The sequence below is a fragment of the Gramella sp. Hel_I_59 genome (assembly GCF_006714895.1).
Lineage (GTDB): Bacteria > Bacteroidota > Bacteroidia > Flavobacteriales > Flavobacteriaceae > Christiangramia.
In genome coordinates, this window is the sequence record NZ_VFME01000001.1 from 818,159 (window position 1) to 837,595 (window position 19,437).

Consider the following 19,437-nt stretch of genomic DNA (forward strand, 5'->3'; position numbering starts at 1 on the left):
TTCGCTAACTTCTCTTTTGTAGAAGTTTTTTGCTGAAGAGGAAGATGATTATTACGCTTAATATGGCAAATGGAAGGGAACTGATGATCAGGAATTTTTGCATTGCCGTAAGTACATTGGAATCTGGTTTAGTATGACCGAGTACAATAATTGCCTCACAAAATATAAATATCAATACCGCCCATACCAGGCGGTATTTCTTTTTTGGTTCGGTATTTCCTTGATCTGTAAACATACTGAGAACAAAGATGGCCGAGTCTACTGAAGTTACCAGGAAACTAACTAATAGTAATATGACTACGAAACTGGATACGGCAGGTAAAGGATAATTTTCAAAAAAGATAAATAGTGAAGTAAATACATTGCTGAACTCGTCATTGTAAGTAATTACGTCTCTAATGATTTGAAAAGCAGAAGTACCAAATACACTAAACCAAAAGAAACTTCCTAGTGAAGGAATCAATAGAACCCCAAAGATCAACTCTCTGATGCTTCTTCCTTTCGAGATCCTAGCTATAAATACACCAGTAAAAGGCGCCCAGGCCAACCAGAATGCCCAGTAATAGTAGGTCCAATCGGTAAGAAATTGCTTTCCTGGATCCATATTTCCGCCAGCAAGACTAAGCGGAATAAAATCGAAAACATAGTGATATAAGGAATTCAGGAAATTGGAGATAATTTCAGGGATGTTTCCCAGTACGAAAACAAATAATAGCAATAAAATAGTGATATAAATATTCCAATTGGAGATCCTTTTTATACCCTTATTTACACCAGCCCAGGCCGAGAAGAAGGCCAGTACGCATATAACAAGAACGAGTAACAAGTTCATTAATAAGTTCCCGGGATCTTTTGATTGCAAATGGCTTATTCCTCCTTCTATTTGCGAAGTTCCGAGTCCAATTGCAGCGACGAGACCGATCACGGTAGTTAGAATAGTGAGAACGTCAATTGATTTTCCCCAGCGATTACTATGGAATATTTTGAAACTGGAACTTAGCCGTATATCCTGTTTTTCCACAAATAAACTATAGGCAATGATCAATGCAAACAATCCATAGAACGCCCAGGCAGTAAAACCCCACTGATAAAATGTATATTCCAGAGAAATAATTTCTGCAGGAGAACCTGTATCTAGCGGAGGATTCAAATACATATAGACCGGTTCCTGAACAGCTCTCAGTAAAATGCCTGCGCCCATTCCGGCACTATAAAGCATAGCGATCCAGGATAACCTGTCATACTCCGGCGGAGATTTTCCTAATCTTATTCTTCCGATTTTTGAAATAGAAATGACAAGCAGAAATAAAACGCAGCCCAAACCAAGCCATAAGTAGAAGGTTCCGAAGTATTCGCGAACCCATAAAGATCCATTTTCTATAGCTTCATAAAATTTGTCTGTAAATAGAAAGATGAAAATCGATCCGGATAATAATATCGAAGCAGAGAAGGTGAGTACTTTATTTCTAAGAAATTCTTTCATGGAACTTAAACAGAGCCGCCTTTAAGATTTTCTTCCAGAAGGGCCATAAGCGATCTTATTGATCATCCCTTCAAATATGAAGAAATGAAACGGGTACATCGCATACCAGTAAGCACGACCTAAAAGTCCTTTCGGTCTAAAAGTGGCATTTTGATGAAGCACATTGTTTTCATCGATCTTAAATTCCAGCCAGGCTTCCCCGGGAACTTTCATTTCTGCAAATAACAGAAGTCGCTTTTCTTCTTTATCGGCAAGTAAAACTCTCCAGAAATCAAGAGAATCACCTGCATGAAGTTTTGTAGCATGCGTGCGGCCTCTGCGAAGTCCAACGCCACCGGCAAGTTTATCCAGGTAGCCTCTGATTTTCCAGAGCCAGTTTCCATAATACCATCCGGTAAGGCCACCTATTGCCCAGACTCTTTCAAGTACTTCTTCAGTATCGTTTATTTCCTTGGATTTCTTATCCTGCATACACCCGTATTTGGGTATCTGTATGTATTTATTCAGCTCTCTGCGAAAACGACCGCTACTCATGCTATCTTTCCAGCTAGAGATGACTTCATTCTGTTCGATTTTGTAAAAAGCCATTCTAATGGCTTCTTTATACGGAATAAGGTCAACGTTTAGAAGTTCCTGCAAGCGTGTGTCTTTTGTGATCACTTCTACAGACATACTATCTACCAGGTTCTGTGCAAGTTTATAGGAAGTTGAGGTTACAAAATATAACCAGTATGAACTCAGTTTTGGAGACATGATGGGAACACGAAGTATCCAGAGCTTTAATTTTCTGACCTCTGCATATTGTAGCATCATTTCCTTATAGGTGAGAATATCGGGACCGCCAATGTCATAAGATTCATTATAGCAGTCCTCGCAGCCAATAACCCGAATGAGATACTGTATGACATTTCTTATAGCAATTGGTTGTATACGCGTGTCTACCCATTTAGGGGTGACCATCACCGGTAACTTTTCACAAAGATCGCGTATGATCTCAAAAGATGAACTTCCACTACCTACAATGATCGCGGCACGGAGTACGGTAACATTAAAATCTCCCTTATACAGGATTTCCTCAACGGCCTTACGTGATTTTAGATGTTTGGATAGTTCTTCTTCATTAATAATTCCGCTGAGGTATATCACCTGTTCTACGGAAGTTTCAGCCATCATCTTATTAAAATTCGTAGCGGCTTGAGCTTCCTGTTTATCAAAATCTTCGGTAGAGCCGGTCATCGAGTGGATGAGATAATAGGCGGCATCGATATTTTTGATAGCTTCCGGAGCTTTTGTGTCTTCAAGATAATCGATCTCTACGATCTCTACTTTTTCCCGGAGTTCCTCGTTGGAAGTAAATCTATGCTTGTTTCGAACTGCACAAACTACATCATGGCCCTGTTCAAGTAATTGAGGCAGAAGCCTCATGCCAATATAACCGTTAGCACCGGTAAGTAGTATGCGCATTTGAGAAATTTGAACTTCAAATTATAAATTAAATTGCTACTTTCACCTGAGATTAGTAAAACTTTATTAAATGAATAACGTGCTCAAATTTGTTCTGCTCATTATTGGGATAGGGCTTATTGGCTATGGGTTGTATAATATTCTAACCCCCGAATTTTCCATCGATGCTGGACCACTTCAGGTAGAAGCTCATGGTGATAACACACAATCTTATGCAATGATCGCATTTGGAGTGCTCGCTCTGGTAGGAGGTCTGGCATTTGGTAAGCGTTAATTACTGACTTATAGTTCGGAAAATATTGATCACAGAGGAACTTATGTATTCAATTCCAATGGCGATCACAATAAAACCTATGATCCTGGAAATAGCATTGATCCCAGATGCGCCAAGCATGGAAACTATATAATAGGAGCTTCTGAGAACCAGCAGCGTAGCTAAACAAACACTAAAAATTGCTCCTACCGCAATCAGTTTCTCATTCCAGGTTGCATATTCCTCGTATAATCCAATCAAAAACGATATGGAACCAGGGCCGGCAAGCATAGGAATGGCGAGTGGTGTAAGCGATACGCCGTCACGCTGAAAAGCGTCTTCCTGAACCTTCGGTTTATCCATACCTTTATGTTTAGCAAAAGAACCGGTTAGCAAGGCAAAACCAGAGGTAGTGATAATAAGGCCGCCAGCAATTCTTAAAGAATCGAGGCTTATTCCGAAGAAATTAAGAATATATCTGCCAGTAAAAAAACTGATAAGCAGGATTACAAAAATATTAATAGCTGTAAGCAGGGAAGTACGAGACCGCTCAGATTTTGTGGCCTCTTTGGTAAGTCCAACGAAAATAGGGACAGTACCAAGCGGATTGATTACTGAGAACAAAGCAGCGAAAACATAAATGAATAGTTCCATTGATTTTTTTCCGCAAATGTGCATCGATAAACGTTTTACTGCGGAAAATTGAAATCAATTTTAGGTTAACGAATTGTATCTAGATTCGCCTAATATTACTCAATTATAAATCATCGATCTGCGTAGGAGCATTATCGGTCTTATAATTGATGATCTTCTGGAAGAATTTATGAATACCGGGCTTGTCTGCTTTAACCTTGATAAAATGATGATCCCTGTAAATACTGTATTCTTCAGCTTTTCCTTTATATAGATTTAATTTGTAATAAGGAATCACTAGAGCATAAGTCTCAAGTAGTGATCTAAACATTACGATAATACCGCTGCCTCTCATTTCTACATTACACACATTAGCATTATTATCTAAAATGAGCAGGTTGTAGATTTCTATACTAGAGGAAGTTATCTGTAATTTAGGAGATCCTGAGCCGCGAAGTTTGACCCGTTCCATCAGCGTAAATGGTTTTCCTACTTCAGCAGTAATCTTTTCTGAGATCGCAGGACGATTGTAAGAGATATTAATTAGCATTTCTTTTTTCCTAAATATAAGGATTTGCGCTAAAAGGCTGGCGACCGGAACTTCATTTCTTTTTATCTTTGCGCACTTAATAGAATACAAAACAGGCCTAAAAGCATTGAAAATGACCATAGAACAAATTCTTGCAGCAAAAGTTAATGAAGCAGTTACCAAACATTACGAGGTGGAAGCTCCAACCATTGAGTTCCAGCCTACACGCAAGGATTTTGAAGGAGATATAACCCTGGTTGTATTCCCAATGCTGAAACAAATAAAGACCAATCCGGCTCAGCTAGCAGAAAACATTGGTAGTTACCTAAAAGCAGAGGTAACTGAAGTAGCAGATTATAATGTAGTAAAGGGATTCCTCAACATTGTGATAAGCGACGCTCATTATATCAATTTCTTTAATGAAATCAGAGATCGATCAGATTTTGGAGTGTTGTTGCCTCAAAGTGATGCCAGCGGGATCATGATCGAGTATAGTTCCCCGAACACCAATAAACCTTTACATCTTGGTCATATTCGAAATAATCTCTTAGGTTTTTCTGTAGCTGAAATCTTGAAGGCTGCGGGAAATACTGTCCACAAAGTACAGGTGATCAACGACCGTGGAATACATATTTGCAAGTCCATGGTGGCCTGGCAGAAATTTGGAAATGAAGAAACACCAGAGTCTACCGGTCTAAAAGGGGATAAGCTGGTTGGGAACTATTATGTGAAATTCGATCAGGAATATAAAAAGGAGATCGCTCAATTACAGGAGCAGGGAAAATCTGAAGACGAAGCAAAGGCGGAAGCTCCAATTTTTGTAGAAGCTCAGCAAATGTTACGAAACTGGGAGGCGAACGATCCCAAGGTTGTAAAATTATGGTCTACCATGAACCAGTGGGTTTATGATGGTTTTGAAAAAACCTATGATGCTCTGGGTGTCGATTTCGACAAGAACTATTATGAAAGTGAAACCTACCTTTTAGGTAAGGATAACGTGATGAAAGGTCTGGAAGATGGAGTTTTCTATCAAAAGGCTGATGGTAGTGTTTGGATCGATCTAAGCGACGAAGGTCTTGATGAGAAGATCGTACTTAGAAGCGATGGAACTGCAGTTTATATGACGCAGGATATTGGAACGGCTATCCAGAGATTTGCCGATTTCGATATCAATCAAATGGTATATACAGTAGGGAATGAACAGGAATATCATTTTAAAGTATTATTTCTTATTCTGAAGAAATTAGGCTACGACTGGGCAGATGCGCTTTATCATTTAAGTTACGGAATGGTGGATCTTCCTAGTGGTAAAATGAAAAGCCGGGAGGGAACTGTCGTAGATGCAGATGATCTTATTAAGGAAATGACCGAAACGGCTCGTACTATTTCTGAAGATCTTGGGAAACTAGATGGCTATTCAGATTCAGAAAAAGAAGAGCTTTATAGAATTATAGGTCTTGGTGCCCTTAAATATTATATTTTGAAGGTGGATCCTAGAAAAAGAATTCTTTTCAACCCTGAAGAATCTGTAGACTTCCAGGGTAATACGGGACCTTTTATTCAGTATACCTATGCGAGAATTCAGTCGATCCTCAGAAAAGCAGAATTCGATACTGCAGCGGAGCTTTCCGAAGATTATAAATTTCACGAGAAAGAGAAGGAGTTGATCAAGCAATTGCAGTTATTCCCGGAAACCATTGCATTAGCGGCAGATAATCATTCACCTGCGCTAATTGCCAATTATACGTATGAACTTGTAAAATCCTTCAATTCATTCTATCAAAATGTACAGATACTTGGTATTGACGATGAAGCTGAAAAAGTTTTTAGAGTACAACTTTCAGGAGCTGTAGCCAGCGTGATCAAATCGGCTTTCAAACTACTTGGAATCGAAGTTCCGGAAAGAATGTAATGGTGATCGTGTAGAAGCGATATTTAAGAAGATGGACTTTATACTTCAGCTTCAAATCATTAAATTTGCAATTCGCTGCCAGTCAGCAAGAGAATAAAACCACAGGAAAAATTATGTTTGATAATTTAAGCGATAAGTTAGATAATGCCTTTCACGTCCTAAAGGGACACGGGCAGATCACCGAGATAAATGTTGCGGAAAGCCTTAAAGAGGTTAGACGTGCTTTAGTTGATGCCGATGTTAACTACAAGATTGCCAAGGACTTTACCAGTACGGTGAAGGAAAAGGCGATGGGTCAGGATGTACTAAAGACATTGAAACCAGGTCAGTTAATGGTGAAACTCGTAAAAGACGAGTTGACCCAATTAATGGGAGGTGAAGCTGAAGGAATTAATTTAAGTGGCGATCCATCTATTATCCTTATGTCTGGTTTGCAGGGTAGTGGTAAGACCACTTTCTCCGGCAAACTCGCAAATTTCCTGAAAAATAAAAAAACGAAGAAACCTCTATTGGTAGCCTGTGATGTTTATCGTCCGGCGGCAATTAATCAGCTACACGTTGTTGGAGAACAGGTTGGAGTTGAGGTATTTTCAGATGAAGGGAATCAGGATCCGGTGGCGATCTCTAAAGCGGCAATTGCATATGCTAAAGAGAATGGTCATAATGTAGTGATCATCGATACCGCGGGTCGACTTGCTGTAGATGAAGCGATGATGACCGAGATCTCCAATATTCACAAAGCGATCCAGCCTCAGGAAACATTATTCGTAGTGGATTCCATGACGGGTCAGGATGCGGTGAATACGGCCAAAACATTTAACGAGCGCCTTAATTTCGATGGCGTTATCCTTACCAAACTTGATGGTGATACGCGTGGTGGTGCAGCGATTTCAATTAAATCTGTTGTAAACAAACCAATTAAGTTTATTGGTACGGGTGAGAAAATGGATGCGATCGATATATTCTATCCATCGCGTATGGCAGACAGGATCCTTGGAATGGGGGATGTTGTTTCGCTTGTGGAAAGAGCTCAGGAGCAATATGATGAAGAAGAAGCTAGAAAACTTCAGAAGAAAATTGCTAAAAATAAATTCGGTTTTGATGATTTCCTGAATCAACTTCAGCAGATCAAAAAAATGGGATCTATGAAAGATCTTTTGGGAATGATACCTGGCGCTGGAAAAATGCTGAAGGATGTAGATATTGATGATGATGCCTTCAAGGGAATTGAAGCGATCATTCACTCGATGACTCCACTGGAAAGAAGTGAGCCAAAGGTGATTAATGCCAGCCGTAAGAAAAGAATTGCTAAAGGTTCTGGTACAACAGTACAGGAAGTGAATCAATTACTTAAGCAATTTAATCAAATGGGTAAGATGATGAAGATGATGCAAGGCGGCGGAGGCCGAAAAATGATGCAAATGATGAAGGGAATGAATTAATTCCCTTTTTTTAATACAACGCAAACACAACACACAATGACAATACTCGATGGTAAACAGGTTAGTAGCGATATCAAAAATGAAATCGCTGCTGAAGTTACCAAGCTAAAATCTCGTGGAGAGAAAGTACCTCATCTTGCTGCGATCATCGTAGGAAAGGATGGAGCAAGTTTAACTTATGTGAACAGTAAAGTAAAGGCCTGTGAAAGAGTTGGGTTTCAATCTTCACTTTACAGAATGCCGCATACTGTAAGCGAGATCGAGCTACTGGATAAAATTCAGGAACTTAACGAGAATGATGATATTGACGGATTCATCGTTCAGCTTCCATTGCCACCACAAATTGACACACAAAAGGTATTAAATGCAGTTGATCCAGATAAAGACGTGGATGGATTTCATCCTACGAACTTCGGAAAAATGGCACTGGATATGACCACCTTTATTCCTGCAACTCCATTTGGAATACTGGAACTTCTGGAACGTTATGACATTCCTACTAAAGGGAAGCATACGGTGGTGATAGGAAGAAGTTATATTGTGGGAAGACCTATGAGTATCCTAATGGGGCGTAGTGGTTTTCCTGGGAATTCCACGGTTACCCTAACTCATGAGTTTACAAAGAATATTACGCAGGTAACTTCTCAGGCAGATATCGTTATTATAGCAGTAGGGATTCCAGATTTTCTCAAAGCTGAAATGATCAAAGACGATGCTGTTATTATTGATGTTGGAATTACCAGAGTACCAGACAACAATACAGAAAAAGGTTATGTCATCAAGGGAGATGTAGATTTTGAAAACGTGAGCAAAAGGGCTTCATATATTACACCGGTTCCTGGTGGAGTAGGGCCTATGACGGTTTCGATGTTACTTAAAAATACACTTCTTGCAAGGGAGAGACATAAAAAAAGAGCAGATATTAAGTTGTTAGAACGATAAAAAAAAGAGGGAATTTAATTCCCTCTTTTTTTTTATGCTTCCTTCTCAATTTTCCAGTCGAGATAATTATGAAGATCAGATTCTATAAATCTCAATCCAAAAGTAAAGATTGCCATGTCATCAATGTATCCCAGACCTGGAATAAAATCTGGTATAATATCCAGTGGATTTAAAATATAAAGAAAGGAGAATGCAACAGTGGCAATGGTGAACCAGGGCACTTTACTATAAACTCCTTTTCTATAATCTTTCAGCATCCCATACATTAGCTTGGCAAGCTCGCTATATTTCTGTAGCAACCCGGAATTGTTGATCTTATCATCAACTTTATCCTGGCTATCCATGGCGATACTTACATCATTGTCGTCGATTTTTGTTACTTCAGTTTTAAAGTAATCCTCATCTATTTTTTTCTTTAGGTTTCCAAACATAGTTTTTTCTTTTAGTTATAATCGGTGGTGAGCATTTCCATACTCTTTCTTGTAGATCTTCAGAATTAATAAAAACAAGGATACCAATAACGGTCCAAATATCAATCCTATAAATCCGAATAACGGTACTCCTACGATCACCCCGAAAAGCGTGATCAATGGATGAACACTCGCCAGTTTTTCAAGTACATAAAGTCGTATAATATTATCGGTTGAGCCTACCACCACAAGTCCGTAAATAAGCAGAGCTATTGCCTGGAAGTCATTTCCCTGTGCGAATAAGAGAATGACTGCGGGCAGAACTCCAATGGCTGTTCCTATAAAGGGTATCATAGAACCTATTGCTGTAATCACGAACCAGAAAAAAGGATCTGGAACTCCAAATATCAAGTAACCTATCAGTGCGATCACACCCTGAACGACTGCTACCAATGGAATTCCCAAAGCGTTACTTCTAACCAATTGATCACTTTCATCGCCAATCACTCGAATATTATCCTTTCCTAATGGAATATAATCGATCAGGGAATGTCGCATTGATTTCTGATTCATTAGCATATAATACAGCATGAAATACATGATCCCAATCGCAATGAAGGCATCAAATGTTCCACCGGCAAGATTCTGAAGATTAGACGAGAGCCATCCGGTAATTGCTGAAGTATCTATACTTTCGCTAATGTTATAACCTATGTATTCTTCGGCTATATATAATTGATCTTTTAGAGCACTTAGTACCCGTTCGGAATTTGCAACGGCTTTTCCTATTTTACTGGTAAGCATAATCGCAATTAGGGTTACCGGTACCAGGATGCCAATAATACTTCCGGTCATTAAAAGTGTAGCTGCTAAAGCTGGTTTCCATCCTCGGTGGACCAATTTCTTTTGCCAACCTTTCATAAGTACATAAAGCGTAACCGCACCCAGAACCCCAGAGAGGTAAGGAATGACCTCCTTGAAGATCAATACTGAAAGGAACAGTATCAATAGTAATACAAAAATTTGCCGTACGAGTGACGGTTTCAGTTTATCCATTTGGTTGGTTGGTGATGAATAAAGGTTATTAACTTGCGAACAACTGACTCATATCCTTAAATGCTTTGAACTCCAATGCATTTCCGCAGGGATCTTTAAAAAACATGGTGGCCTGTTCGCCTGGTTTGCCTTCGAACCTGATATAAGGCTCTATGACAAAATCAACATTTTTTCGTTTTAAGAGACCAGCAAATTCATGAAAAACGTCCCATTGTAATACTACCCCAAAATGAGGAACTGGAACATCCTTCCCATCTACAGGATTGGAAGTTGAGCTGGCAGTTTCCTGTGGGTCCTGATAATGTATTACCAGCTGGTGTCCAAAAAAATTGAAATCCACCCAGTGATCACTACTACGGCCTTCACCACAACCTAAAGTTTCTTTGTAAAATTTTCTACAGGACTCCAGATCAGATACTGGGATCGCTAAATGAAATGGCTGTACTTTCATAAAATTAAGATTGGTTGGTTCAAGATCATGAACGCAAAAGGTTCATGATCTAAAATTAAGAAGAACTACCAATATTAATACATGAAACAGCCTAATTCTGTGTTAAGATTTGGAGATTCTGGGACGTTTTTTCTTCTCGGTTTGACTATCGTCAAGTACAGAGCCCTCTTCGGTTTTAGTAGATTCGCCAGTGAGTCCGTTAATAGTTTCAAGCTCTTCCCTCGTAAGATCACGCCATTCACCTACCGGAATATCCAGGGAAACGTTCATGATGCGGACCCTTTTTAAAGAGGTCACTTCGTAGTCTAAATATTCACACATTCTACGAATCTGTCTGTTTAATCCCTGTGTTAGAATGATCTTAAAAGTATGTTTGCCAAGTTTTTCCACTTCGCATTCACGAGTTACCGTATCCAGAATAGGTATGCCTGAAGACATTTTCTTTATAAAATCTGATGTAACCGGTTTGTTGACAGAAACTACATATTCTTTCTCGTGATTGTTTCGTGCTCGCAAGATCTTATTCACGATATCACCGTCATTTGTAAGGAAGATAAGACCTTCACTAGGTTTATCTAACCGGCCGATAGGGAATATTCGTTTTGGATAATTAATGTAGTCAACAATATTGTCTTTTTCGACTCTTGTATCTGTAGTACAAACGATTCCTACGGGTTTATTAAAAGCGATATAGACATTAGGTTCTTTTAGTTCGGCTTTGGAAACAGGTTCTCCATTTACTTTTACCACATCGCCCGGTTTTACTTTAGTTCCCATTTCTGGAACTACGTCATTTATCGTGATGCGACCCTGGTCAATTAATTTGTCTGCCTCTCTACGGGAACAATATCCTAACTGACTCAAATACTTATTAATTCGAACTTCTTCTGCCATGTCACAAAGATAATAGATACAATCGGGACGCCGGAATTTGAAAAAAAATAAAATTTTTAAAACCTCAGGCAACCTTTCGTAACTTTCTCTCGTCTATATAAATAGAAGGCCTTTTGAAAATGGTAAAAGTAATACAGCTTTTTAAAAACGAATCCTCTCTCATTAAAAGAGCGAGTGCAGGTAACAGGGATGCCCAGAAGCAGATCTATGAAAAGCACGCTCCAAAAATGTTAAGTGTTTGCCGGCAGTATATAAAGGATCTGCATCACGCAGAAGATACAATGCTGAAAGGTTTTATGAAAGTGTTTACTCACCTGGATACTTTTAAGGATGAAGGTAGTTTTGAAGGTTGGATTCGAAAAATTATGGTAAGAGAAAGCATTAGCTTTTTAAGGCAGTTCAAAGAACTACAGTTTCAGGAAGATGACGAATTTGGTCATGAAGTGGCAAATAATATCAATTCTGAAATGGACGTGGCAGACATACAATCGCTTATAGATAGTTTGCCTGAAGGTTATAAGGCGGTATTTGTAATGTATGCCGTAGAAGGGTACAAGCATAGTGAAATTGCTAAGATGCTTGGAATAACCGAAGGGACCTCAAAATCCCAGCTGTTTAAAGCTCGAAAGATGCTTCAGCAAAAAATTAAATCTAATAATACATCTAGTTATGGCGCCAATTAAATTTGAAGAACATATCAGGGAAAAACTGGATAGCCGGGAGATCAGTCCATCAGCTGGAAGTTGGGATAAACTTAGTGAACAGTTAGATAAAAAGGAAAGCTCGGGAAAGAATAATAAATGGTGGATTTCCTCAATAGCTGCAATTTTCGTGCTTGCTCTCTGCGGAATCATCTATCTGAATATGAATAGAAGTGTGGAAAATACTATAGTGAATACTCCGGAAATTCAGAATCCTTCTGAAAATGCTGCCGATGAATTTGAGAATCCGGTGCAAGTAGCAGAACAGGAAAAAACTGAAGAATCCCGGACTCAGCCGGAATCAAAACCGGAATATTTACAGAAGGCAGCTTCCGAAGAGATAAGAATTACATCAAACAAAGAAGAGCAGATCGCATCAGTTGAAATAGAGGAAATGATTAACAGAGAGCCTATAAAAACTGTAACACCAGCTAGTTTGCAGGAATTAAAAATTTCCGAAGAGGTTAATAAAGTATTGGCTGAGATCTCCAGGCTTGAATCTCACAAGGGTGATGTAAGCGATACTGAAGTGGAAGCATTGCTCAACAAAGCTATTGCAACTATAGAAAATGAAAATATGCAGAAATCGAGTGAAATTTCGGCAGATGCTTTACTGGCCGATGTTGAAGCCGAGGTTTACGAATCATTTAAAGAGAAAGTTTTTGAGATTGTGAAAACGGGCTACCAGAAAGCCGCAGTGGCGGTGTCGAATAAACTTGATCATTCAGAAGAAAAATAATTATCCCTTTCAGGGTCATTCATCAATCAATAACTAAATACCAAACATCATGAAATCACTACTAATTACATTCGCATTATGCATTCTCAGTTTTAGTCCATGTGACGCACAAACTGTCGAGATTACCAGCGGGAACAAGATCGAAGTTCTAAAGAAACAGCGTGAAAACATTATCAAACAGGAGAAGGAAGAGCTTAAGGCAGAAGTAGAAGCCATCAATGAGCGGCTGGATAACGAAGAAATTTCTATGCAGGAAGCTGATGAGCTAAAAGAAGAAGCCGCTAAAAAACATGCGCTGAATATTGAAAATCGTTTAGCTATTCTTGATAATAAAATCGCGCTTCTGGAAAGAAACGAGGAATCTAAAGTTGAGAGTGACAAAACATTCGTTTTCTCCTGGAAAGATGAGGACGACAAGGAGGATCCCGATTATGAGGATAAAAGAACTACTTCAACATTAATGATTGCGGCAGGATTCAATAATGCCTTACTAGATGGGCAATCGCTCAACGATTCAGATTTTAAGATTGGCGGTAGTCGGTTTTTCGAAATTGGTTGGGTATGGAGAACGAGAGTTTTCGATGAATCTAACTGGTTAAGACTTAAATACGGAGTTTCATTTCAGTTCAACGGACTCAAACCTACAGATAATAGATTCCTGGTTGACAATAATGGAATTACAGAATTACAGGAATTTGAATATGACCTGAACAAGTCGAAATTTAGAATGGATAACCTGGTCATACCGGTGCATTTTGAATTTGGACCATCAAAGAAAATTGAAAATGACGGGGATTATACATTTTCGACTTATAAAAAGTTCAAAGTTGGTCTTGGAGGATATACCGGTTTCAGTTTAGGTGAAAGACAGAAACTTAAATATAAAGAGGATGGTGACAGAACCAAAGAAAAATTGAAATCTGATTACAATACAAACGATTTTATATATGGATTGAGTGCATATGTAGGATGGGGAAATACCTCGCTCTACGCAAAATATGATCTTAATCCGATCTTTGAAGATCCAAACCCAGAGTTGAATAATGTCTCTCTTGGAATTCGTTTCGACCTTGATTAATTAGCCAATATAGTTTAGTTTTGCGGGGCTTTAAATTTGAGTAATCATTTTTAAAGCCCTTTCTTTTTTGAAGCCTTTTCATTTTGTATTTTTCCATTAAATAGTTGTGAAAATTTGATCTCCAGAACTACCATAGATAATGTGTTTGAAACCGCCCGTGTAGAGGAGGTCATTGGGGATTTTGTACAATTAAAGAAGTCTGGTAGTAATCTAAAAGGGCTTAGTCCTTTTACCGATGAACGTTCTCCAAGTTTTATGGTTTCTCCTGTAAAGCAAATCTGGAAAGATTTTAGTAGTGGAAAAGGAGGTAATGTAGTTGCTTTTTTGATGGAGCACGAACACTTCAATTACCCTGAAGCGATCAAATATCTCGCGAAAAAATACGGAATTGAAATAGAGGAGACGCAACAGACAGATGAGCAGAAGGAGCAGGCCGATGAACGCGAAAGTATGTACCTGGTTTCAGAATATGCCAGTAAATATTTTCAGACGCAAATGCATAAGACCGATGAAGGTCAGGCAATAGGTTTAAGCTACTTTAAAGAACGTGGCTTTACTTCTGAAACTATTAAAAAATTCGATCTGGGATATTCTCCAGATGAATGGGATGCTTTCACGAAAAATGCACTCGGTGACGGTTATAAACTAGAATTTCTGGAAAAAACGGGTCTCAGTATTGTTAAGGATGAAAAGACATTTGACCGTTTCAAAGGAAGAGTTATGTTTCCAATTCAATCAATGTCTGGACGGGTTCTTGGGTTTGGTGGAAGAATCCTCGGGAATTCGAAAAAAGCAGCTAAATACCTCAACTCCCCGGAAAGTGATATCTACCATAAGAGTAAAGTTCTTTACGGGATCTATCACGCCAAACAGTCTATTGCAAAAGAAGATAACTGTTACCTCGTTGAAGGGTATACCGATGTCATACAATTCCATCAAAGCGGGATAGAAAATACGGTATCCTCTTCTGGAACAGCTTTAACTTCAGAACAGATCAGGTTGATCAACAGGTTGACAAAAAATATAACGGTCTTGTTCGATGGCGATGCTGCCGGAACCAGGGCTTCTATGCGAGGGATTGACCTTATTCTGGAACAGGGCATGAACGTGAAGGTTTGTCCGTTCCCAGAGGGTGAGGATCCAGATAGTTTTGCCCGATCAAATTCTGAAGCAGAACTGGAAGATTTTCTTAAGGAAAACTCTTATGACTTCATTACGTATAAGGCTTCCCTGCTTATGGATGAAGCCAAAAATGATCCCGTAAAGAAAGCCGATCTTATCCGGGACATGGTGCAGAGTATTGCGAAAATTCCTGATAACATCCAGAAGGAGGTTTATCTACAGGAATGTTCCCGGATCATGGATATTTCTGAAGATGTTCTGTATGCTACCTTAGCTCAACTAGAGAAAAAAGACGGTAAAACTCCGGCGAGGGCAGAGAAAAAACCCATGCAGGTTGTTAGAAATGAAGAATCTGCTCCAGTCAAAAAAGTAGACCAGCTTTATATTCTGGAGAGAAAAATCATAAGTCTGCTTGTTCTCTACGGAAGGCAGGAAGGCGAATTTCACGATGTCATATTAAAACATAACGATCAGGGCGATCCGGTTTATGAATCTGAAGTGCAGGAAGCAAAGGTATTTGAGAAAATCTATCTGGATCTTCAGGATGACGAAATTGAATTTACCAATAATGACTTCAGGGAATTATTTTCACTTCTTATAGAGAGACTAAATTCTGAAGATGAGTTTGGAGTGGAGATGATCATCAATGACCTTGAAAAATCTCAGGCTGTTGAACTTACAGATATCCTAATGGAAGATGAACAGTATGAACTTCATGACTGGGAACGACATGACATTCCGGTAAAAAGCAAAACTCAGGGAGTTGCACAATTCGTAACCCAGACTATATTGTCATTACGTAGATTTCTAGTTGGTCGTAAGATCAACGAACTTATGGAAGAAATACGTGAAGTATCTTCAGAAGAAGAACGTACAGAAAAGATCCAGGAGATCATGAGCTATACAAGTTTGAGCACGATTCTTTCAGACCGCCTGGGAAGGGTTATGTAGTATTTAATTGTAATAATCTGGATTGCGTGATAAGATCTGCAACATTATCTACTTTTAGTTTTTTCAGCAACCGTGTTTTATAGGTGCTTACTGTCTTTTCGTTAATGTCAAGCGCTTCAGCAATATCCTTATTTCTTTTTCCGGAAGAAAGCAGATTTAATACTTCAGTTTCGCGGGTAGAAAGCTTTTTGAATTTTGTAATCAAACTCTTACCTCTCGTGATGCCGGAATTTAATTTTTCGGTGATCTTACGATTTAAGTAGATCCCGCCTCTTGCAACCTGGTAAATTGCCTTCTCCAGAGTTTCACTATCTGTGTGTTTGGAAATATAACCTGCTGCTCCAGCTTTAATGGCGCTCAAGGCATACATTTCTTCTGGATGTGAACTAAAAATAAGTGTTTTTACCTCGGGAAATTCCTGTTTGATCCTTCTAATGGCGTTGATTCCATTGATTTGCGGAAGATCCAGTTCCACGATTAAAACATCGGGAGCGTTCTTTTCTAACTGACTGAACAACTGGGTGCCACTGCTTACTCTGCCTGTAACCTGTAGTGCCGGATTGTTCTGAAGTACGCATTTGATCCCTTCAAAAATTATTGGATGATGGTCTGCAATTAATACTCGATACATGATTCTAAGTTAAAAACAAGTCCGGGGTAACTCGTTGAGTTTGGTTTCTTTAACTTAAAAATACTGCTTTGACCCCTGATATGGGAAATCAGCTACACATATTCGATAAGATGATTATTTCAGCAGATGAACGGGTATGTCGCAAACTGGTATTGGCACCATCTTATGTGTGTTCGCAGCATTCAAACGGGAATAGATCTGGAAAACTTCACGCTGTCTGCCTTCAAAATCTGAAGAGGTTTTCCCAGCTTCTTTTGCAGTCATTGCCCATTCAAGTTCATCATAAGATGCTCCTAATTGATCTTCATCACTTCGGCTGTCACCAAAAAGTCCGTCGGTTGGAGCTGCAGTCATAATATCATCAATAATGTTGAGGTATTTTCCCAGAGCATAGACTTCACTTTTCATGAGATCTGCTATCGGACTAAGGTCAACACCGCCATCACCATATTTCGTGTAGAATCCAACTCCAAAATCTTCCACTTTATTTCCAGTTCCGGCAACAAGGTATCCATGTAATCCAGCGAAATAATAAAGAGTGGACATACGAAGTCTCGCTCTCGAATTAGCCAATGTAAGATCCAGAGAAGCAGATTTTCTTTCCTGCGGCATGACCGATTTAAATTGTTCAAATACCGGGGTTAGATTCACTTCAAGATTACTTACGTTCGCAAAATTATGTTCCAGTTCGCTAATGTGTTTTCTGGCGCGGGTTACCTGGCTACTCGCCTGGTGAATTGGCATTTCCAGGCACAATGTGGGCATTCCGGTTTTTGCGCAAAGCGTTGAGGTTACTGCGGAATCTATACCACCACTCACTCCAACTACAAACCCATTCATATTTGCTTTCGTAGCGTACTCTTTTAACCAGTTTATGATATGATCAGCGACTTTTTCGGTTTGCATAATGTTGGGTGATTTAATTAGTAAGTAATACCTTTGCCTCACAAATCTAACACTAAAAGCCAATTTTTAAAAGATGGCTGCGTTAAAGCCTTCCTAATTGCCAGTTATGCTGAAAAAGATCCTATTCTGTATTACGATTATTTCGGTTTTTTCCTGTAATAATCAATCAGAAACCGAAGAGAAGATCGACAGGATCGATGTAGTTCTTGAGGTTATAAGATTCGAACAGGAATTTGCCAGTACAAAACCTCAGCAGTTACCTGAATTAAAACAGAAATATCCATTTTTATTTCCTGAGCAGTTTCCAGATTCGGTTTGGATAGATAAGTTATCTGATACCCTTCAGCTAGAGATCAATCAGGCTGTGGAAAATAAGTTTTCAGATTTTACGAATCAGGAGGATGAAATACATGCACTTTTTCAGCATATGAAATACTACTTCCCGGAGTTTAAAGTACCTGTGGTGATCACGGTAACTTCCGAAGTAGATTATAAGAACAAAATAATTTATACGGGAGATTATTTATTCGTTTCGCTCGATACGTATCTGGGTACAGATCATGAGTTTTATACCGGTCTTCAGGAATATTTAAAAAAGAACTTTAAAAAAGATCAGATCGTCGTAGATGCTGCGGAAGAGATTTCGAAAAAATACGTTCCAGGTCCAGATTCCCGAACGTTTTTAAGTCATATGGTGTATTACGGTAAGATCCAGTATTTGAAAGAGATGCTGCTGCCAATGCTTGATCCTGCAAGAAGAATAGGCTATTCTGAAGAAGAATTTAACTTCGCCGAAAACAATGAATCTGAGATCTGGAGATACTTTGTAGAGAACGAACTTATTTACGATACAGATAACCAGTTGCAAACACGTTTTCTATTTCCAGCGCCATTTTCAAAATTCTATCTTCAGCTGGATGCTGAAAGTCCAGCCAGATTAGGTCAATATATTGGTCTTAAGATCATGAAAGCATACATGGAAAAGAACGACGTATCTCTGGACAGAATGCTAAATACATCTGCTGAAGAAATTTTCAATAAAGCCAATTTTAAACCGAAGAAATAATGCCAGAATTTAAGAAATCTGAGATCAATATAGAAGTTGTAACAGACGATAATCATGTACCTGAGAATATCACCTGGAGTGCTGAGGATGGGAATGTTTACAAAGAAGACGCAAAAGCACTAATGCTTTCTGTATGGGACAGTAAAGATCAGGAAACTTTGAGAATCGACCTATGGACCAAGGAAATGCCTGTGGATGAAATGAAAAAGTTCTTTCATCAAACGTTGGTTTCTATGAGTGATACATATTTTCGCGCTACTCAGGATGATAAAATGCGTGATACGATGAAAGATTTCTGTGATTATTTTGCTGAAAAAACTGAAATCAAGAAGAGCTAATTGGAAAAACTTATTTTTGTTTATAATGCCGATTCAGGTAAACTAAAATCGCTAATTGGAGCCTTTCAAAAGATTGTGAATCCCGATTCCTACGACTGTAGTTTATGCAAACTTACTTACGGTGCTTTTGATGAAAAGAAGGCCTGGAGAGACTTTCGGAACAATGGAGATCTTGAAATGGAATTTCTCCACAGAGATGAGTTTTTAAAAAGCTATGCTTCTAAATTCGGACATAAGTTTGAATTCCCTATCATTCTCGCGCAGAACCAGAAAGGTCTGGAAGTTTTGGTTTCAACTTCAGAATTGCGGGAAATCATGGAGGTTGAGGAGCTAATTTCGAGAATTAAACAAAGAACCTAATTTTTATGATTTTGCGGGAAAAATTGTGACCAGTTTGTTGGCTTAAGATGTTCTAATATTCCCTGCAATCTTGTAA

Annotated in this window: 21 protein-coding genes; 11 read left to right on the forward strand and 10 right to left on the reverse strand. The window is 38.9% G+C overall.

Annotated elements, in window-relative coordinates; genetic code table 11:
* Positions 1 to 4 precede the first annotated feature (4 nt).
* Positions 5 to 1,483, reverse strand: coding sequence for a BCCT family transporter (locus tag JM79_RS03705; RefSeq protein ID WP_141876857.1), 1,479 nt, complete (start codon positions 1,481 to 1,483; stop codon positions 5 to 7).
* Positions 1,484 to 1,504: 21 nt separating this feature from the next.
* Positions 1,505 to 2,947: an SDR family oxidoreductase gene (locus tag JM79_RS03710; protein ID WP_141876858.1), complete on the reverse strand. Its 1,443-nt coding sequence runs from the start codon at positions 2,945 to 2,947 to the stop codon at positions 1,505 to 1,507.
* 70 nt (positions 2,948 to 3,017) lie between these two features.
* Between JM79_RS03710 and JM79_RS03715 the strand changes: the two genes are divergently transcribed.
* Positions 3,018 to 3,221: a hypothetical protein gene (locus JM79_RS03715; RefSeq protein ID WP_141876859.1), complete on the forward strand. Its 204-nt coding sequence runs from the start codon at positions 3,018 to 3,020 to the stop codon at positions 3,219 to 3,221.
* Here the strand turns inward: JM79_RS03715 and JM79_RS03720 are convergent, their stop codons facing one another.
* Together JM79_RS03720 and JM79_RS03725 are read right to left on the reverse strand one after the other, a co-directional pair.
* Positions 3,222 to 3,854 (reverse strand): MarC family protein, encoded by a 633-nt coding sequence (locus JM79_RS03720; protein ID WP_141876860.1) that lies wholly within the window; start codon positions 3,852 to 3,854, stop codon positions 3,222 to 3,224.
* Positions 3,855 to 3,957: 103 nt separating this feature from the next.
* Complete coding sequence (locus JM79_RS03725) at positions 3,958 to 4,383, reverse strand: hypothetical protein (protein ID WP_141876861.1); 426 nt, start codon at positions 4,381 to 4,383, stop codon at positions 3,958 to 3,960.
* Positions 4,384 to 4,495: 112 nt separating this feature from the next.
* Between JM79_RS03725 and argS the strand changes: the two genes are divergently transcribed.
* From argS to JM79_RS03740, 3 genes are all read left to right on the forward strand, one after another.
* Positions 4,496 to 6,274 (forward strand): arginine--tRNA ligase, encoded by a 1,779-nt coding sequence (gene argS, locus JM79_RS03730; protein ID WP_141876862.1) that lies wholly within the window; start codon positions 4,496 to 4,498, stop codon positions 6,272 to 6,274.
* A 113-nt stretch (positions 6,275 to 6,387) separates the two neighbouring features.
* Positions 6,388 to 7,716, forward strand: coding sequence for a signal recognition particle protein (ffh, locus tag JM79_RS03735; protein ID WP_141876863.1), 1,329 nt, complete (start codon positions 6,388 to 6,390; stop codon positions 7,714 to 7,716).
* A gap of 36 nt (positions 7,717 to 7,752) precedes the next feature.
* Positions 7,753 to 8,658, forward strand: coding sequence for a bifunctional 5,10-methylenetetrahydrofolate dehydrogenase/5,10-methenyltetrahydrofolate cyclohydrolase (locus tag JM79_RS03740; RefSeq protein ID WP_141876864.1), 906 nt, complete (start codon positions 7,753 to 7,755; stop codon positions 8,656 to 8,658).
* A gap of 32 nt (positions 8,659 to 8,690) precedes the next feature.
* Here the strand turns inward: JM79_RS03740 and JM79_RS03745 are convergent, their stop codons facing one another.
* The 4 genes from JM79_RS03745 to rluF all read right to left on the reverse strand — a co-directional run bounded on the left by JM79_RS03745 (position 8,691) and on the right by rluF (position 11,469).
* Positions 8,691 to 9,089 carry a DUF1232 domain-containing protein gene (locus JM79_RS03745; protein ID WP_141876865.1) on the reverse strand — a complete coding sequence of 133 codons (399 nt, stop codon included), beginning with the start codon at positions 9,087 to 9,089 and terminating at the stop codon, positions 8,691 to 8,693.
* Positions 9,090 to 9,104: 15 nt separating this feature from the next.
* Positions 9,105 to 10,124: an AI-2E family transporter gene (locus tag JM79_RS03750; RefSeq protein WP_141876866.1), complete on the reverse strand. Its 1,020-nt coding sequence runs from the start codon at positions 10,122 to 10,124 to the stop codon at positions 9,105 to 9,107.
* Positions 10,125 to 10,152: 28 nt separating this feature from the next.
* Entirely contained in the window at positions 10,153 to 10,575 is a 423-nt protein-coding gene (locus tag JM79_RS03755) for a VOC family protein (RefSeq protein ID WP_141876867.1), read from the reverse strand.
* A gap of 102 nt (positions 10,576 to 10,677) precedes the next feature.
* Entirely contained in the window at positions 10,678 to 11,469 is a 792-nt protein-coding gene (gene rluF / locus JM79_RS03760; RefSeq protein ID WP_141876868.1) for a 23S rRNA pseudouridine(2604) synthase RluF, read from the reverse strand.
* 119 nt (positions 11,470 to 11,588) lie between these two features.
* Between rluF and JM79_RS03765 the strand changes: the two genes are divergently transcribed.
* The 4 genes from JM79_RS03765 (at position 11,589) to dnaG (ending at position 16,060) form a co-directional block, all read left to right on the forward strand.
* A complete protein-coding gene (locus tag JM79_RS03765; RefSeq protein WP_141876869.1) occupies positions 11,589 to 12,152 on the forward strand; it encodes an RNA polymerase sigma factor in 564 nt (187 codons plus the stop codon).
* On the forward strand, positions 12,139 to 12,909 hold the full coding sequence (locus tag JM79_RS03770) for a hypothetical protein (RefSeq protein WP_141876870.1): 771 nt from the start codon (positions 12,139 to 12,141) through the stop codon (positions 12,907 to 12,909). The genes JM79_RS03765 and JM79_RS03770 overlap by 14 nt, the downstream gene beginning before the upstream one ends.
* A 49-nt stretch (positions 12,910 to 12,958) precedes the next feature.
* Positions 12,959 to 13,987: a PorT family protein gene (locus JM79_RS03775; protein ID WP_141876871.1), complete on the forward strand. Its 1,029-nt coding sequence runs from the start codon at positions 12,959 to 12,961 to the stop codon at positions 13,985 to 13,987.
* A gap of 114 nt (positions 13,988 to 14,101) precedes the next feature.
* Positions 14,102 to 16,060, forward strand: coding sequence for a DNA primase (gene dnaG, locus JM79_RS03780; RefSeq protein WP_141876872.1), 1,959 nt, complete (start codon positions 14,102 to 14,104; stop codon positions 16,058 to 16,060).
* Here the strand turns inward: dnaG and JM79_RS03785 are convergent.
* Positions 16,053 to 16,691: a response regulator transcription factor gene (locus JM79_RS03785; protein WP_141876873.1), complete on the reverse strand. Its 639-nt coding sequence runs from the start codon at positions 16,689 to 16,691 to the stop codon at positions 16,053 to 16,055. The two genes, dnaG and JM79_RS03785, sit on opposite strands and share 8 nt — an antisense overlap.
* A gap of 114 nt (positions 16,692 to 16,805) precedes the next feature.
* Positions 16,806 to 17,597, reverse strand: coding sequence for an NAD(+) synthase (gene nadE, locus JM79_RS03790; RefSeq protein ID WP_141876874.1), 792 nt, complete (start codon positions 17,595 to 17,597; stop codon positions 16,806 to 16,808).
* Positions 17,598 to 17,703: 106 nt separating this feature from the next.
* On the opposite strand from nadE, the gene gldB reads away from it, so the two are divergent.
* From gldB to JM79_RS03805, 3 genes are read left to right on the forward strand one after another with little or no spacing between them, the layout of a single operon-like run.
* Complete coding sequence (gene gldB / locus JM79_RS03795; protein WP_141876875.1) at positions 17,704 to 18,663, forward strand: gliding motility lipoprotein GldB; 960 nt, start codon at positions 17,704 to 17,706, stop codon at positions 18,661 to 18,663.
* A complete protein-coding gene (gldC, locus tag JM79_RS03800; protein ID WP_141876876.1) occupies positions 18,663 to 19,001 on the forward strand; it encodes a gliding motility protein GldC in 339 nt (112 codons plus the stop codon). Before gldB ends, gldC begins: the two co-directional genes overlap by 1 nt.
* Entirely contained in the window at positions 19,002 to 19,361 is a 360-nt protein-coding gene (locus tag JM79_RS03805; protein ID WP_141876877.1) for a GTPase, read from the forward strand. It abuts the gene before it with no gap.
* The last annotated feature ends 76 nt before the right edge of the window (positions 19,362 to 19,437 follow it).

Coding starts and splice junctions, on each gene's coding strand:
- JM79_RS03705 (WP_141876857.1), bottom strand. CDS start 1,483: ATGAAAGAATTTCTTAGAAATAAAGTACTCACCTTCTCTGCTTCGATA.
- JM79_RS03710 (WP_141876858.1), bottom strand. CDS start 2,947: ATGCGCATACTACTTACCGGTGCTAACGGTTATATTGGCATGAGGCTT.
- JM79_RS03715 (WP_141876859.1), top strand. CDS start 3,018: ATGAATAACGTGCTCAAATTTGTTCTGCTCATTATTGGGATAGGGCTT.
- JM79_RS03720 (WP_141876860.1), bottom strand. CDS start 3,854: ATGGAACTATTCATTTATGTTTTCGCTGCTTTGTTCTCAGTAATCAAT.
- JM79_RS03725 (WP_141876861.1), bottom strand. CDS start 4,383: ATGCTAATTAATATCTCTTACAATCGTCCTGCGATCTCAGAAAAGATT.
- argS (WP_141876862.1), top strand. CDS start 4,496: ATGACCATAGAACAAATTCTTGCAGCAAAAGTTAATGAAGCAGTTACC.
- ffh (WP_141876863.1), top strand. CDS start 6,388: ATGTTTGATAATTTAAGCGATAAGTTAGATAATGCCTTTCACGTCCTA.
- JM79_RS03740 (WP_141876864.1), top strand. CDS start 7,753: ATGACAATACTCGATGGTAAACAGGTTAGTAGCGATATCAAAAATGAA.
- JM79_RS03745 (WP_141876865.1), bottom strand. CDS start 9,089: ATGTTTGGAAACCTAAAGAAAAAAATAGATGAGGATTACTTTAAAACT.
- JM79_RS03750 (WP_141876866.1), bottom strand. CDS start 10,124: ATGGATAAACTGAAACCGTCACTCGTACGGCAAATTTTTGTATTACTA.
- JM79_RS03755 (WP_141876867.1), bottom strand. CDS start 10,575: ATGAAAGTACAGCCATTTCATTTAGCGATCCCAGTATCTGATCTGGAG.
- rluF (WP_141876868.1), bottom strand. CDS start 11,469: ATGGCAGAAGAAGTTCGAATTAATAAGTATTTGAGTCAGTTAGGATAT.
- JM79_RS03765 (WP_141876869.1), top strand. CDS start 11,589: ATGGTAAAAGTAATACAGCTTTTTAAAAACGAATCCTCTCTCATTAAA.
- JM79_RS03770 (WP_141876870.1), top strand. CDS start 12,139: ATGGCGCCAATTAAATTTGAAGAACATATCAGGGAAAAACTGGATAGC.
- JM79_RS03775 (WP_141876871.1), top strand. CDS start 12,959: ATGAAATCACTACTAATTACATTCGCATTATGCATTCTCAGTTTTAGT.
- JM79_RS03785 (WP_141876873.1), bottom strand. CDS start 16,691: ATGTATCGAGTATTAATTGCAGACCATCATCCAATAATTTTTGAAGGG.
- nadE (WP_141876874.1), bottom strand. CDS start 17,597: ATGCAAACCGAAAAAGTCGCTGATCATATCATAAACTGGTTAAAAGAG.
- gldB (WP_141876875.1), top strand. CDS start 17,704: ATGCTGAAAAAGATCCTATTCTGTATTACGATTATTTCGGTTTTTTCC.
- gldC (WP_141876876.1), top strand. CDS start 18,663: ATGCCAGAATTTAAGAAATCTGAGATCAATATAGAAGTTGTAACAGAC.